The following is a 13,880-nucleotide window of genomic DNA, read 5'->3' as shown; positions in this document are numbered from 1 at the left end:
TTTTAAGTTTAGGGCCTACCCCACCCGTTTGGTTCGAGCCTGTCGAGAACTCGGCGCGGAGTTCTCGACAGGCTCGAACCAAACGGGTCAGCGTATGGGTAGACGGTCACATTAAGGTTTGACGGTCGCCGCTTCCTTGCTCTTCGGCGGGACGACGGTGGTGGCCTGCGCCATGGCAACGGCCGGCGGCGGGCCCTTGGTGATCGCCGCAGCGAGCGTCGTGGCCGGCGCACAGGGGGCGGCCTTGCAAATCGTCCGGATCTTGGCGAGGTTCAGCTTGGCGCGTTCGACGGCACCCTTCTGGACCATCGCCTCGCCCTGCCCGCCCAGCGCGGTGACGTCGTTCGGTTCGAGCACGAGCGCCTCGCGGTAGAGGCGGATCGCCTTGCCGGGCAGCGCCTGCGCCTGCGCGACGCGGGCGAGTGCCACATAGGCGCCGCGGTTGCGCGGGTCGACGGCGAGTGCAGTTTCGATCAGGTCGCTTGCGCCGGTCAGGTTGCCCGCCCGCCGTGCCGCTTCGCCGGCCTGCATCAGCGCGATGGAGCGCGGGTTGATCTGATCGTCGGGCTTCTGGCCGGATCCCATGCTGGACACCAGGCCGAGGACGACCGCCAGGGCAATGGCAGGGCCGGAGAAACGCATGAGGATATCCTTAAAACTGGCGCGTCGTGACGCTAGCACGGCGCCCGGGCTCTCGCGACGAAAAATCCGTCGGTGCCGTCGTGCAGCGGCGTCAGGCGGCGGCCTTTCCCGTGCGCCACGCCCGCAGGGATCGTGACCGGATCGACCGTCCACTTCGGGTGGCGGGTCAGGAACGCATCGAAGCCCCCCGCCCCCTCGTCGTCGATGAGCGAGCAGACCGCATAGACCAAGGCACCGCCTGGTTTGACCATCGATGCCGCGATGTCGAGGACATGCTGTTGAAGCATGACAAGCTTCTCGACCCGCGCCCGCGTCAGCCGCCAGCGCGCCTCCGGATTGCGCCGCCACGTGCCGGTGCCGGAACAGGGTGCATCGACCAGCACGATATCGGCCTGCTTGACGAAGTCCGCCAGCGCCTCGCGCTCCCGATCCGGATCGAGCAGCTTGGGTTCGACGATGGTCACCCCGGCCCGCACGGCGCGCGGGGCAAGGTTGCCGAGCCGGCGACGGTCGGTGTCGCAGGCGATCAGCCGGCCGTCATTTTTCATCGCCGCGGCCAGCGCCAGTGTCTTGCCGCCCGCACCCGCGCAGAGGTCGATCACCATCATGCCGGCACGCGCCTCGCAGGCCAGCGCGAGCAGCTGGCTGCCCTCGTCCTGAACCTCGATACGCCCTTCGGCATAGGCCGTTAGAGCTTCAAGTTGCGTCCCTTCCGGCATGCGCAGCCCATCCGGCGCGTGCGGTGTCGGTTCCGCGCCGGGAAGTTCGGCGAGCATGGTCTCGCGGTCGGTCTTGAGCCGGTTCACACGCAGGTCGAGCGGCGCGCGGCCGAGCAGCGCCTGCTGTTCCGCGCTGTCGAGCGTATCGAGCTTGGCGACGAGCCAGGCTGGCGCGACACCAGCGCGGGCGACGAGTTCACCGGGATCGATCGTAGCCGGAGCGTGATCGCTGCCGTCGAACAGGTCGCGGATCTCGGGTTGGTCGACCGCAAGACCCAGCATCGCGGCGCGACCCGACACCGGACGCTCGCCCGCGCGGCGGATCGCGGCGTAGACGAGGTCGCGGACGGCGCGACGGTCCTTCGACCCGGCGTAGCGCCGCGTCTTGAAGTAGCGCGCGATCAGCGTGTCGGCGGCGGCTCCCCCCGCCCCGGCCGCCGCGATGGTCTCGTTCAGCAGGTCGATCGCGGCCTGGACGCGCGCGGCGGGGGTCACCGATCAGCCCCGGGTCGGATAATTGGGTGCTTCGCGCGTGATCGCGACGTCGTGGACATGGCTTTCGCGAAGCCCGGCGTTGCTGATCCGCACGAACTTGGCCTTCTTCAGGTCGGCCAGCGTCTGCGACCCGGTATAGCCCATCGCCGCCTTCACGCCGCCGACCAGCTGGTGAATCACGTCACGCGCAGGACCCTTGAACGGGACCTGCCCTTCGATCCCTTCGGGAACAAGCTTCAGCGAGTCCTTGATTTCCTGCTGGAAATAGCGATCCGCCGAACCGCGTGCCATGGCGCCGACCGACCCCATGCCGCGGTAGGATTTGTAGGCCCGGCCCTGGAACAGGAACGTCTCGCCCGGCGCTTCCTCGGTCCCGGCTAGCAGCGATCCGATCATGACGCAGCTTGCCCCGGCGGCAAGCGCCTTGGCGACGTCGCCCGAGGTGCGCAGGCCACCGTCGGCGATCACCGGAACGTCGGACTTGGCGGCTTCCTCCGCCGCCTCCTTGATGGCGGTCAGCTGGGGCACGCCCACGCCGGCGACGATCCGCGTGGTGCAGATCGATCCGGGGCCGATGCCGACCTTGACGGCGTCCGCACCGGCATCGATCAGCGCGCGGGTCGCCTCGGCCGTGGCGACGTTGCCGGCGACGATCTGAACGTTGTTGGAAATCGCCCGCACGCGTTCCACCGCGCGACTTACTTCGCGGTTATGGCCGTGTGCGGTATCGATGACGATCAGGTCGCAACCCGCGTCGATCAACGCCTGCGTCCGTTCCCAGCCCAGGTCGCCGACCGTAGTTGCGGCGGCGACGCGCAGGCGGCCCGCTTCGTCCTTCGTCGCGGTGGGATAGGTGACGGCCTTCTCGATATCCTTGACGGTAATCAGGCCGACGCAGCGATATTCCTCGTCCACGACGAGCAGCTTCTCGATCCGGCGCTGGTGCAGCAGGCGGCGGGCGCCTTCCTGGTCGACGTCGGCCGGCACGACCGCGAGGTTGTCGTGCGTCATGAGCTCAGACACGGGCTGGTTCGGGTTCTCCGCGAAACGCACGTCGCGGTTGGTCAGGATGCCGACCAGGCGACCGGATGCCTCGACCACCGGGATGCCGGAGATCCGGTGCCGCGCCATCAGCGCCTGCGCGTCGGCCAGCGTCGCATCGGGCGCGATCGTGATCGGGTTGACGACCATGCCGCTTTCGAAGCGCTTGACCTGCCGCACGGCCGCCGCCTGTTCCGCGACGGTCAGGTTACGGTGGAGCACGCCCAGGCCGCCGAGCTGCGCCATGACGATCGCCATGTCGGCTTCGGTCACGGTATCCATCGCGGCGGACATCATCGGGATGTTGAGCGCGATCGACCGCGTCACCTGCGTACTGGTGTCGGCCTGCCCCGGCATCACGTCCGACGCGGCCGGGCGGAGCAGAACATCGTCGAAGGTGAGGCCGAGCGGGATATCCATCATGATCCTGGAGCAAGGGGAGTCGGGTGCGACCCTATAGGGCGAATGGCGGGGAGAGACCAGAGCGCGGGCACCGTGCCGTAGCGACACGCGGCAGGATGGGCATCGTCAGCGTGCCGGATAGGCGGCTGGATCGACGAGCGTGCGCGCCACCGCGACCGTCAGATCGGCATCCTCCGCCGCCCCGCCGAGGACGACGGACTTCCCCGGCGCGTCCGCAGGTCCGTGATAGACGCTGCCAAGGAAAGCCTCCAACCGTTTCAGATCACTGAATGATCCGCCAATCATGACCGCCGGCACACCGCGCCGGACCAGTACCGCGCCGTCCTGCCGATCGGTGAAGGCGTTCGCCTCCAGATCGGTGTCGACCTTCCGGCCCAGTCGGCGGGCGGCGCGATCGACGACGCGGTCGAGCCGGGTCAGGCCGCGCCCAACGATCGCCACGGGAAGGCCGCGCGGGGCGATTGCGACGGTGTCGACATTGATCGCCGCGACCACATCGGTCAGCGGAACCGTCGGTGCATCCGCCCATGCCTCCATGCCCAGCAAGCCCAGTTCCTCGGCGGTGGTGGCGATGAAGACCTCGTCCCGCACCGGCTTGGCACCGGTGCCGAGTTCGCGCGCGGTTTCGATCATGCTGGCGATGCCGCTGGCGTTGTCGACCGCGCCGTTGCAGATCCGGTCCGTGGCGCCTTCCGGGCGGCAGATGCCGAGATGGTCCCAATGTCCGGTGAACAGGACCGCCTGCCCCATCGCGGCGGTGCCGGCGCGGCGGCCGATGACGTTCCACGAGGTGAACGGACGGATCGTCGTTTCGACCGTGAGGCTCATCCGTCCCGGCAACGGGACCGTGCGGAAACCGGCAGTATCGGTGGCGGCGAGCAGCGCGTCGGCGTTCGGGGCCAATCGCCGAAACGCGGCCTGGCTCATCGTGCCCTGCACGGACGGGCGGCGCACGGTCGCCAAGGTCGTGGCCGGGCGGGTCCGCTGTGCGGTCTGATCGGCCCATGGTGTGGTTGCGGACGTCACGGTCAGGATGGCCGCCACACCGCGCGCCTGCAACGTGGCAATGCGCTCCGCCGTGCGCGGGGCCTGAGCCATGCCGGCGGGTGTCCCGCTGCGGATCACGACCACCGCCCCTGTCAGGGCGACGCCGGCCAGGTCGTCGCGACCCTGTCCGACGATGCCGTAGCCCGCGAAGACAATCGGGGCGTTCGCGATCCGGACCTGCGGATCGAGTCCGGTCGCGGTCACCTCGGCTTCGTGCCGCGTCCCGACGCGCATGTCCGTCGTGACGGGCGTCCGTTCGGTGAAGGCGATGGCTTGGTACCAGCCGCCGTCCGCGGCGCCCGGGGTCAGGCCGGCGTCGCGGAATGCGCCGGCGATGTAAGTGACGGCCTTGATCGCACCGGGCGTTCCGGGCTTCCGCCCCTCATAGGCGTCGCTCGCCAGCACATCGATATGGCGGGCCAGCGCGGCCTCGCGGATCGGCGCGGTGATCGACGGTGTCGAAACGACAAGCAGCGGAAGCAGGAGAGCGGTGCGGAGATGATTCATACAGCCCGATATCAAGCGACCGACCGGCTGCAAAGCGGGCGCCGCTTTTCATTTGTCGCCGACCACCGGGAGGTCGAGACTGAGACGCTAACGGGGATGGGGTTGGATATGGCGGCGATTGTTTTCGGGGTGTTCGCATTATTGGTCGTCGTCTTCATCGGCGCGGGTGTCACGGTGGTCCGGCAGGGCTACCAATATACGATCGAGCGGTTCGGCCGCTTCACGGCCGTCGCCCGGCCCGGCTTCACCTTCATCGTCCCGTTCGTCGACAGGATCGGTCGCAAGGTCAACATGATGGAGCAGGTTCTGGACATTCCAGGGCAGGAAATCATCACGCGCGACAATGCGATGGTGTCGGTCGACGGCGTCGTGTTCTTCCAGGTGCTGGACGCGGCGAAGGCTGCCTATGAGGTGAGCGAACTGTATGTCGCGATCATGCAGCTGACGACCACCAACCTGCGCACCGTGATGGGATCGATGGATCTTGACGAGACGCTGTCCAAGCGTGACGAGATCAATGCACGGTTGCTGTCGGTCGTCGATCACGCGACCAATGCGTGGGGGATCAAGATCACACGGGTCGAGGTGAAGGACATCCGCCCGCCGGCCGACATCGTGAACGCCATGGGGCGGCAGATGAAGGCGGAACGCGAGAAGCGCGCCCAGATCCTGGAAGCGGAGGGCAGCCGCGCGTCGGAGATCCTGCGTGCCGAGGGGCAGAAGCAGTCGCAGATCCTGGAGGCCGAGGGCCGGCGCGAAGCCGCGTTCCGCGACGCCGAGGGCCGCGAGCGCGAAGCAGAGGCGGAAGCGCGTGCCACCGAGACGGTGTCGACAGCGATCGGCACGGGCGGAACACAGGCGATCAACTATTTCGTCGCGCAGAAATATGTCGAGGCGATCGGCAAGTTCGCGACCAGCCCGAACGCGAAGACGATCCTGTTCCCGGTCGAGGCGACGCAGTTGATGGGCACTCTTGGCGGCATCGGCGAACTGACCCGCGAGATCATGGGCGACCGCGATCGTCCGCGGCCGGAAGCGCCGCTGAAACCGCGGGCGTCGGATAATGCCGCGCCGTCGGTGCCGCGCGTCACCGGTCCGGAGAGCTGAGGCATGCCGACGATCGATCCGGAAATGCTGTGGATCGTGCTGGGACTGGTACTGGCGATCGCCGAGATTGCGCTGCCCGGCATCTTCCTGATCTGGCTGGGGATTGCGGCGCTGCTGACCGGGTTGGCGACTTTGGCGACCGGCATGGCGCTGGCCGCACAACTGGGCACGTTCGCGGTCGCGGCGCTGGCAACGGTGCAGGCCGGGCGCAGCGTGATCAAACGGAATCCGCCAAAAAGCGCCGATCCGTTGCTGAACGACCGGCTGGCGCGGCTGGTGGGCGAACAGGTGGTCGTCGTCGAGGCGATCGAGGACGGTCTTGGGCGTGTCCGGGTCGGCGACGGAGTGTGGACAGCGTGCGGGCCGGACACGCCAGCCGGCACGCGCATGCATGTGATCGGGCATGACCAGGGGCGACTGGTGGTGGCGCGGTCTGGGTGAGGCCGGGCAAGCTTTCGTTCGCGGCTCTAACCGTGGGCGATGGTGCGTCCCGACCAACCAGGTTTGGCGGCCTGAGCATGTTGCCGAACGCTCCGGGTAGAGTATCCCCAACGCACGACCACCTGAAAAAATCGTCGTTCGAGAATGGCTGATCTAGTCAGCAGCGTGCCGGGACAACGGCGACCGCTCTGCTGTGACAACGGCGGAACAGCCGGCTTGGACATTTGCAGGACATATCGTCCCGCCAAAGCTCTATCTCGATGATGACGGGAGTGGCAACCAATGACCGTCCGCTGCTGCGCGGGGCGCGTCGTGCGGACATGCGGGACCGCATGTTCGGCCATCGACGGGCGTGGCCGCATGGGCGGCGAACGGTCGGTTGGGCAACTCTCCTGCACATGAGCCTGGCTCGTCCCGGCTGGGGGATCGGCTTGCTTCCTGTGTATCCGGCGATAGCGCAAGCGCGCCATGGCGGCAATATCACCGACAGCGTTGACAGGACTGGCCGTGCGTCCGCGTTGCCCTTATCCAGCCTATCCGCTAACCGGTGGCCTTGCCGGATGTGGAGGAAAGGCCCGGGATGTCCGCTTCCATCGCGCTCGTCGACGACGATCGCAACATACTGGCGTCCGTATCGATCGCACTGCAATCCGAAGGGTTCGCGGTGCGCGTCTATTCGGACGGCGACACCGCGTTGAAGGCGCTGATCGACTCGCCGCCCGACCTGGCCGTGCTCGACATCAAGATGCCGCGGATGGACGGGATGGAGCTGCTCCGTCGGCTGCGCGAGAAGAGTGCCGTGCCGGTCATCTTCCTGACATCGAAGGACGACGAGCTGGACGAAGCGCTCGGCTTGGCGATGGGCGCCGACGACTACATCACGAAACCGTTCTCACAGCGGCTGCTGATCGCCCGCATCCGCGCGATCCTGCGCCGATCCGAGGCCCGCGCCGTGCCCGATGCCGAAGGCGAGCCCGCTCCGGCCGCCGAGCGTATCGTACGCGGCCGGCTAACGATGGATCCCGCCCGGCACCGCGTCCAATGGGCGGGCGCGGAGGTCGTGCTGACCGTCACCGAGTTCCTGATCCTCGAGGCGCTGGCGCAGCGCCCCGGGTTCGTGAAGTCGCGCGACGCGTTGATGGACACGGCGTATCAGGACGACGTCTATGTCGACGATCGTACGATCGACAGCCACATCAAGCGCCTGCGCCGCAAGTTCCGGCAGGTGGACGGTGAATTCAAGGCGATCGAGACGCTGTACGGCGTCGGCTATCGTTTTTCCGAGGAATAGGATGTCGACATTCCGGCCCCGCGGCAAAAGCACGGGCAATCACGAACTGGACCGCGACCTGGCGCTTGCCTGGTCCGGGCGCTGGACGCTGGTCACGCGCATCCTGGCGGTCAACATCTTCGCGCTGGCGTTGCTGGCGGGCGGCTTCTTCTATCTCGACAGCTACCGGTCGCGGCTGATCGATCAGCGGATCGATCAATCGACGGTGCAGGCTACGCTGATCGGTGAGGCGATCGACGCCGCGCGGCCAACCGATCGTTCCGCCCTGATCGCGCGGCTGGGCCAGTCGACGAAGCTGCGGTTGCGGCTGTACGGCCCCGACGGGCGGTTGATGGACGATAGCTGGCGGCACGAGGCGCCGACCTACGAACTGCGCGATCCGTCGACCGAGGGCTGGCGGCGGCAGGTGGCGCGCGCGCTGGATCGCGGCGTCGACATGGTCGTGGGCGCGGACGTGCCGGAGATGTTCGTGGAGCCCGAGTACGACCGCGCCGCCGCCTGGCCAGAGGTCCGCGCCGTGCTGGCCGGTGACCTGGTGGAGGCGCATGTACGGCGGGCACCGGACCGGACGCTGGTCGTGTCGGTGGCGAGCCCGCTGCCGATGCGCGGCCGCGGCGTACTGTTCATCACCGGCAATGCGCGCGACATCACGCGCATCGTGCGGGAGGAACGGCTGCGGCTGGGCATCGTCCTGGCGGTTGTCATCCTCACGTCGATCGTCTTGTCCGTGTTCCTGGCGCGGACGATCGCGCGGCCGCTCCGCCACCTCGCCATTGCGGCGCAGCGCGTGCGGCTCGGCCGGTCACGCGAGGTGCAGGTGCCCCGCCTGCCAAGCCGTCGCGACGAGATCGGTATGCTGGCGCGTGCGTTGTCCGACATGACTCAGGCGCTGCGCCAACGGATCGACGCGACCGAGGCCTTCGCCGCAGACGTGACGCATGAGTTGAAGAACCCGCTCGCCTCGCTCCGGTCGGCGATCGACAGCCTGGACGTGGTGACCGACGTGGAGTTGCGCGCCCGGCTGATCGCGATCGTCCATGACGATGTCCGTCGGCTGGACCGGCTGATCACCGACATCTCGGAGGCATCACGCGTCGACTCCGAACTGGCGCGCGCGAAGTTCGAGTTCGTCGATCTGGGCACCATGATCGAAGGTCTGACCCGGTCACGCGAAGATCGCGGGATCGACGGCGGCGTGCGGATCGCCTTTGCCCGCCCGCACCGCGGCAGCGCCGTTGTGCTGGGCGATGGATCGCGGCTGACGCGTGTGGTCGAGAACCTGATCGACAATGCCGTGTCCTTCTCACCGCGCGACGGGCTCGTGCAGATCGGCGCGACGCGGATCGGCGACCGGGTGACGGTCTGGGTGGAGGACGAAGGACCGGGCGTCCCAGCCGCATCGCGCGAGGATATCTTCCGGCGTTTCCACTCGGTGCGGCCGGAGGGCGAGACGTTCGGACGGCACAGCGGCCTTGGGCTTGCGATCGCCAAGGCGACCGTCGAGGGGCATCAGGGCTGGATCACGGTGCGCGACCGCGACAGTGGGGCGAGCGGCGCGCGGTTCGTCATCGACTTGCCGGCCGCGGAGCTGTGAATCAGGCAGACAGCGAAACCGTTCACGCGACCGCGGTAGCGCGGGATGGGCGGGCGGTCCTGCTGTTCGGACGGTCGGGCGCCGGCAAGTCTGACCTTGCGTTGCGGCTGATCGATCGCGGGTGGGTGCTGGTCAGCGACGACTATACGGCGGTCCGGCGCGAGCGCGGTGTGGCGGTGGCGGAGCCGCCCGTAACGATTGCGGGTCGGATCGAGGTGCGCGGTGTCGGGATCATGGAGATGCCGCACGTCGCGTCGGTGCCGGTGGCGTTGATCTGCGATCTCGACGCGGTGGTCGAACGCATGCCGGACAGCGCCGAGCGGGCGGTGGCGGGTGTCGCCCTGCCCTACATCGCGCTTGCCGCATTCGAAGCCTCCGCGCCGATCAAACTCGAACTCGCGCTCGCAAGGATATCGTCATGACCGAACCGAGCCGCATCATCCTGGTCACCGGCATGTCGGGGGCGGGCAAGACGACCGCGCTCAAGACGTTCGAGGACATGGGCTGGGAAACGGTCGACAATTTCCCGCTGGCGCTGCTCGATCGGCTGCTCGGGGCGCCCAGTGCGCCGGGCGCGGAGGATGAGGACCGACCGCTGGCGATCGGCATCGACATGCGGACGCGCGGGTTCGACGCGGATCAGATCGTTGCGCGGATCGCCCGGTTGCGGGTTGAGCGCGGCGGCACCGCGGAGATCCTGTTCCTCGATTGCGGCGGGCCGGAGCTGGTCCGGCGCTTTTCAGAGACGCGGCGGCGACATCCGCTGGCGCTCGACCGGCCGGCGGCGGACGGCATCCTGCGCGAACGTGATCTGATCGCGGCGGTTCGGCGCGGGGCGGATCACCTGATCGACACGACCGAGCTGTCGACCAACGCGTTGCAGGCCGAGGTCCGCGGGCGGTTCGGCGCGACGGACGAGACGCCGACGCTGACCGTCATGTCGTTCGGTTTTTCGCGCGGGGTGCCGCGCAACGCCGACCTGCTGTTCGACATGCGGTTCCTGCGCAACCCGCATTGGGACCGCGCGCTGCGTCCGATGACCGGGCAGGACCAGCCGGTGATCGACCATATCGCCGGCGATCCGGCCTATGCCGACGTGGTCGGGCGGATTGAGGATCTGCTGCTCACGCTGTTGCCGCGATACCATGCGGAGGGAAAATCCTACGTCACGGTGGCATTCGGATGCACCGGGGGGCGTCACCGCTCGGTTCACGTGGCCGAACGGGTCGGCCAGCGGTTGCACGATGCTGGCTTTTCGCCCACGGTTCTGCACCGAGACCTGGGCGATGCCGCCCGTGAGTCCGCTGGCGACGGGGCTGCGAAGAAGGCATGATGCGACAATGATCGGACTGGTTCTGGTGACGCACGGCCGGCTGGCCGCGGAGTTCGTGACGGCGATGGAGCATGTCGTCGGGCCGCAGGAAGCGATCGTGCCGATCTGCATCGGGCCGGACGACGACATGGAGGCCCGCCGCGCGGACATTGCGCTTGCCGTGGCGGAGGTCGATCGCGGCAAGGGTGTCATCCTGCTGACGGATCTGTTCGGCGGCACGCCGTCGAACCTGGCGATTTCGCTGATGGAGCCGGGCCGGGTCGAGGTGATCGCAGGCGTCAACCTGCCGATGCTGATCCGGCTGGAGGGCGCGCGCAAGACGTTGAAGGTTCAGCCTGCCGTCGCCGCCGCGCGCGATGCCGGCCGCAAATATATCTCGGTCGCGTCCGAGGTCCTGGGGGTCGCGGCGGCATGAGCGACTGCACGCGCACCGTCCAGGTCACCAACCGTCGCGGTCTGCACGCGAGGGCCAGCGCCAAGTTCGTGACGCTCGCCAGCCAGCAGGAAGCGGCGATCAAGGTCGAGAAGGACGGGTCGAGCGTGACCGGTACGTCGATCATGGGGCTGATGATGCTTGGCGCCGCGATGGGCGACAGCGTGACGATCTCCGCCGAGGGACCGGGTGCGGAACGCTCGCTGGATCTGCTGGTGGCGCTGGTCGAGAACAAGTTCGGCGAGGACTGAGACTGGGTTCGAGCGGGCAACGAGTCCTTTAAAAAGCCCCAGCCTGGGCTGATCCAAGCCCCGCGGCGTTTGGTTCGAGCCTGTCGAGAACCCTCCGCTGAGTTTTCGACAGGCTCGAACCAAACGGATTTGGGGGCGGTTTGATCGAAGGTCATCCAACCGAGTATGCCTGGCACGGCTAAGCCGAGCCGCCGCCGTTCTAAGGGCTGACGAGCGAACACCGCCAGCAAGCCCCACCGAAAGCCTCCACCATGCCCCGCACAATAACCGCCTTCTCCAATCCCCTCATCAAGCGCGTGCGATCGTTGCGTGAGAAGAAGGGCCGGCGGCTGGAGCGACTGTTCCTGGCGGAGGGACTGCGCATCCTGACCGAAGCGCGCGAGATGGGACGCGTGCCGAATTGGGTGTTCTACGCGCCGGAGGGGGCGACGCATCCGCTGGTCGATGCATTGATCGCCGCGGTCGAAGGCGCGGGCGGCGAGGCGATCCAGACCGATCGCGACATCCTGTCCAAGCTGAGCGGCAAGGACAATCCGCAGGCGGTGCTGGGGGTGTTCGATGAGCCCGCGACAGACCTCGACCGGATCGATCGCGGGTCGGCGGACCTGTGGATCGTGGCGCAGGCGCTCCGCGATCCCGGCAATATCGGCACGATCCTCAGGACTGGCGACGCGGTGGGAGCCGGCGGGCTGATCCTCATCGACGATTGCGCGGATCCCTTCTCGGTCGAGGCGGTGCGTGCGTCGATGGGCGCGATCTTCACGCAGAAGCTGGCGACCGCGCGCTGGCCGGACTTCCTGACCTGGCTCCGCGCCGGCCCCGGCCACCTCGTCGCGACCGCGCTGGACGGCGCGGTCGATTACCAGTCGCCGACCTACCCGACCCCCTGCTTCCTGATGGTCGGCAACGAATCGCAGGGTCTGCCCGCCGACTATGCCGCCGCCGCCGACCTCCGCGTGAAGATCCCGATGCTGGGCAAGGCGGACAGCCTGAACGCGGCCGTCGCGACTGCGGTGGCCGCATACGAGATCCGCAACCAGTGGCGGCGCGGCTGAGCCTCTACTCCGCCGCCTCGCTGTAGCGTGGGAGGGCCTCGACCGGGACCGAATCCTCGATCGCCTTCGATCCGGTTTCGATGTTCAGGTCGCGGAACTTGCGACCGGTGACGAGCACGCGGCCTTCGAACGAACTGACGAACTTGTTATAGTTGTTGACCGCAGTCGACAGCCCGCCGCCGACCGTCTTTAGGTGACCGGCCGCCACGGCCAGCCGGTCGTACATCTCCTTGCCCAGCTCGCCGATCTGCTGCGCTTCGGCCGCCAGCTTCTCCTGCCGCCAGACGGCCGACACGGTCCGGGCGATCGCGATCAGGTTGGTCGGCGTGGCGAGCAGCACGCGCTTGTCGAACGCGAAGTCCCAGAGCGTCGGGTCGTGTTCAAGCGCGGCGGTCAGGAAATGCTCGCCCGGCACGAACATGATGACATAGTCGGGCGCGTCGCTGAACTGCGACCAATAGGCCTTGTTGCCCAGCCCGTTAACGTGCGCGCGCATCGACGCGGCGTGTGCCGCAAGGCCCAGCGTGCGTTCGCGGTCATCGACCGCGCCGAACGCGTCCTGATAGGCGTTCAGCGATACCTTCGCATCGATCACCAGCGCCCGGCCGCCCGGCACGCGGACGATCGCGTCGGGGCGCATGCGGCCGCCCTCCCCTTCGCCGTCGGCGATGCTGACCTCCATCTGGAAGTCTGTATGTTCGGCGAGGCCGCAGCTTTCGAGCACGTTGCGGAGTTGCTGTTCGCCCCAGCGGCCGCGCGCCTTGGGGGCGGAGCGGAGCGAGTTGACGAGCTTGGCCGCCTCGCTGCGCACCGCGTCCTGCCCGTCGCGCATCGATGCGATCAGGCCGGTCAGCGTGCCATATTCCTGCCGTCGGTCCTGTTCGACCTTGGTCACGGTCTCCTCATAGCGTTGCAACCGCTCGCGGACCGGTTGCAGCAGTGCCTTCAGCTCGACGCCGCTCTTCTCCTCCGACTGGCGGAACCGCGCGTCGGCGCGTTCTAAGAACACCTTCTGCGCGTCGCCCAGCGCTTTGCCAGCCAGTTCGCCGAAGCGGGCGTCGAGCCGCGCTTCGAGTTCGCCAAGCCGGGCGGTCTGCTCTTCGTAAGCACGCGCCCGTTCCGCCTCGCCGCGGACGAAGGCGGCGCGTTCACCGGCCAGCGTCTCGACGCGCTGTACCGCCTCGGCCAGCCGTGCCTCGAGCGTCGGGACGCGCGAAGCGGTCGCTTCGGCGGTCGCCAGCGCCTGCCGCGCGTCGTCGCGTTCGCGCGTGACCTCGGTCAGCATCTGCCGGACCAGCCCCGCATCGCGCGCTCGTTCCTGCGCCACCGCCAGCCCCTGTTCGGCGACGCGGCCGCGTTCAACCGCCGCATCGCGCTCCGTCCGCAGGGCTGCGGTCGCACGGCCGAACAGCAGCCAGCCCAGCATCACGCCGACAGCCAGCGCCACCAGCAGCAGGAGTATCAGTTGACCGTCCATTTACGCACACCCCGGGAAGAACAT

General features: G+C 67.9%; 14 protein-coding genes. 9 read left to right on the top strand and 5 right to left on the bottom strand.

Going from position 1 to position 13,880, the window contains the following annotated elements; translation table 11 throughout:
• Positions 1 to 111: 111 nt before the first annotated feature.
• The 4 genes from IEX50_RS00750 to IEX50_RS00735 form a co-directional block, all read right to left on the bottom strand.
• The gene (locus IEX50_RS00750) at positions 112 to 642 is read right to left on the bottom strand and encodes a tetratricopeptide repeat protein (protein ID WP_157177560.1); all 531 of its coding nucleotides are present in this window, start codon (positions 640 to 642) and stop codon (positions 112 to 114) included.
• A 32-nt stretch (positions 643 to 674) separates the two neighbouring features.
• A complete protein-coding gene (locus IEX50_RS00745) occupies positions 675 to 1,856 on the bottom strand; it encodes an RsmB/NOP family class I SAM-dependent RNA methyltransferase (protein WP_157177559.1) in 1,182 nt (393 codons plus the stop codon).
• Positions 1,857 to 1,859: 3 nt separating this feature from the next.
• Positions 1,860 to 3,317: an IMP dehydrogenase gene (gene guaB, locus IEX50_RS00740; RefSeq protein WP_157177558.1), complete on the bottom strand. Its 1,458-nt coding sequence runs from the start codon at positions 3,315 to 3,317 to the stop codon at positions 1,860 to 1,862.
• Positions 3,318 to 3,425: 108 nt separating this feature from the next.
• The gene (locus IEX50_RS00735) at positions 3,426 to 4,874 is read right to left on the bottom strand and encodes a M28 family peptidase (RefSeq protein ID WP_157177557.1); all 1,449 of its coding nucleotides are present in this window, start codon (positions 4,872 to 4,874) and stop codon (positions 3,426 to 3,428) included.
• A 108-nt stretch (positions 4,875 to 4,982) separates the two neighbouring features.
• Here IEX50_RS00735 and IEX50_RS00730 point away from each other — a divergent pair, with 108 nt between their 5' ends.
• The 9 genes from IEX50_RS00730 to IEX50_RS00690 all read left to right on the top strand — a co-directional run bounded on the left by IEX50_RS00730 (position 4,983) and on the right by IEX50_RS00690 (position 12,379).
• On the top strand, positions 4,983 to 5,981 hold the full coding sequence (locus tag IEX50_RS00730) for an SPFH domain-containing protein (protein WP_157177556.1): 999 nt from the start codon (positions 4,983 to 4,985) through the stop codon (positions 5,979 to 5,981).
• A gap of 3 nt (positions 5,982 to 5,984) precedes the next feature.
• A complete protein-coding gene (locus IEX50_RS00725) occupies positions 5,985 to 6,422 on the top strand; it encodes an NfeD family protein (protein WP_157177555.1) in 438 nt (145 codons plus the stop codon).
• A gap of 580 nt (positions 6,423 to 7,002) precedes the next feature.
• Positions 7,003 to 7,713 (top strand): response regulator transcription factor, encoded by a 711-nt coding sequence (locus IEX50_RS00720; RefSeq protein ID WP_157177554.1) that lies wholly within the window; start codon positions 7,003 to 7,005, stop codon positions 7,711 to 7,713.
• A 1-nt stretch (position 7,714) separates the two neighbouring features.
• Complete coding sequence (locus IEX50_RS00715) at positions 7,715 to 9,307, top strand: sensor histidine kinase (RefSeq protein ID WP_157177553.1); 1,593 nt, start codon at positions 7,715 to 7,717, stop codon at positions 9,305 to 9,307.
• The gene (locus tag IEX50_RS00710; protein WP_157177552.1) at positions 9,304 to 9,729 is read left to right on the top strand and encodes an HPr kinase/phosphorylase; all 426 of its coding nucleotides are present in this window, start codon (positions 9,304 to 9,306) and stop codon (positions 9,727 to 9,729) included. The genes IEX50_RS00715 and IEX50_RS00710 overlap by 4 nt, the downstream gene beginning before the upstream one ends.
• Entirely contained in the window at positions 9,726 to 10,640 is a 915-nt protein-coding gene (gene rapZ, locus IEX50_RS00705) for an RNase adapter RapZ (RefSeq protein ID WP_157177551.1), read from the top strand. Before IEX50_RS00710 ends, rapZ begins: the two co-directional genes overlap by 4 nt.
• Before the next feature lie 7 nt (positions 10,641 to 10,647).
• On the top strand, positions 10,648 to 11,055 hold the full coding sequence (locus tag IEX50_RS00700) for a PTS sugar transporter subunit IIA (RefSeq protein ID WP_157177550.1): 408 nt from the start codon (positions 10,648 to 10,650) through the stop codon (positions 11,053 to 11,055).
• Positions 11,052 to 11,324: an HPr family phosphocarrier protein gene (locus IEX50_RS00695; RefSeq protein ID WP_157177549.1), complete on the top strand. Its 273-nt coding sequence runs from the start codon at positions 11,052 to 11,054 to the stop codon at positions 11,322 to 11,324. Before IEX50_RS00700 ends, IEX50_RS00695 begins: the two co-directional genes overlap by 4 nt.
• Before the next feature lie 251 nt (positions 11,325 to 11,575).
• Positions 11,576 to 12,379 (top strand): TrmH family RNA methyltransferase, encoded by an 804-nt coding sequence (locus tag IEX50_RS00690; RefSeq protein ID WP_157177548.1) that lies wholly within the window; start codon positions 11,576 to 11,578, stop codon positions 12,377 to 12,379.
• A 4-nt stretch (positions 12,380 to 12,383) separates the two neighbouring features.
• Here the strand turns inward: IEX50_RS00690 and IEX50_RS00685 are convergent, their stop codons facing one another.
• The gene (locus tag IEX50_RS00685; protein WP_157177547.1) at positions 12,384 to 13,856 is read right to left on the bottom strand and encodes a DNA recombination protein RmuC; all 1,473 of its coding nucleotides are present in this window, start codon (positions 13,854 to 13,856) and stop codon (positions 12,384 to 12,386) included.
• Between the last annotated feature and the right edge of the window lie 24 nt (positions 13,857 to 13,880).

It is taken from the genome of Sphingomonas prati (assembly GCF_014643515.1).
GTDB classification, from domain to species: domain Bacteria; phylum Pseudomonadota; class Alphaproteobacteria; order Sphingomonadales; family Sphingomonadaceae; genus Sphingomonas_R; species Sphingomonas_R prati.
This window is presented reverse-complemented; position numbering and strand designations above follow the sequence as displayed.

Coding starts and splice junctions, on each gene's coding strand:
- IEX50_RS00690 (WP_157177548.1), top strand. CDS start 11,576: ATGCCCCGCACAATAACCGCCTTCTCCAATCCCCTCATCAAGCGCGTG.
- IEX50_RS00750 (WP_157177560.1), bottom strand. CDS start 642: ATGCGTTTCTCCGGCCCTGCCATTGCCCTGGCGGTCGTCCTCGGCCTG.
- IEX50_RS00685 (WP_157177547.1), bottom strand. CDS start 13,856: ATGGACGGTCAACTGATACTCCTGCTGCTGGTGGCGCTGGCTGTCGGC.
- IEX50_RS00720 (WP_157177554.1), top strand. CDS start 7,003: ATGTCCGCTTCCATCGCGCTCGTCGACGACGATCGCAACATACTGGCG.
- IEX50_RS00715 (WP_157177553.1), top strand. CDS start 7,715: ATGTCGACATTCCGGCCCCGCGGCAAAAGCACGGGCAATCACGAACTG.
- IEX50_RS00695 (WP_157177549.1), top strand. CDS start 11,052: ATGAGCGACTGCACGCGCACCGTCCAGGTCACCAACCGTCGCGGTCTG.
- rapZ (WP_157177551.1), top strand. CDS start 9,726: ATGACCGAACCGAGCCGCATCATCCTGGTCACCGGCATGTCGGGGGCG.
- IEX50_RS00725 (WP_157177555.1), top strand. CDS start 5,985: ATGCCGACGATCGATCCGGAAATGCTGTGGATCGTGCTGGGACTGGTA.
- IEX50_RS00700 (WP_157177550.1), top strand. CDS start 10,648: ATGATCGGACTGGTTCTGGTGACGCACGGCCGGCTGGCCGCGGAGTTC.
- IEX50_RS00730 (WP_157177556.1), top strand. CDS start 4,983: ATGGCGGCGATTGTTTTCGGGGTGTTCGCATTATTGGTCGTCGTCTTC.
- guaB (WP_157177558.1), bottom strand. CDS start 3,317: ATGGATATCCCGCTCGGCCTCACCTTCGACGATGTTCTGCTCCGCCCG.
- IEX50_RS00735 (WP_157177557.1), bottom strand. CDS start 4,874: ATGAATCATCTCCGCACCGCTCTCCTGCTTCCGCTGCTTGTCGTTTCG.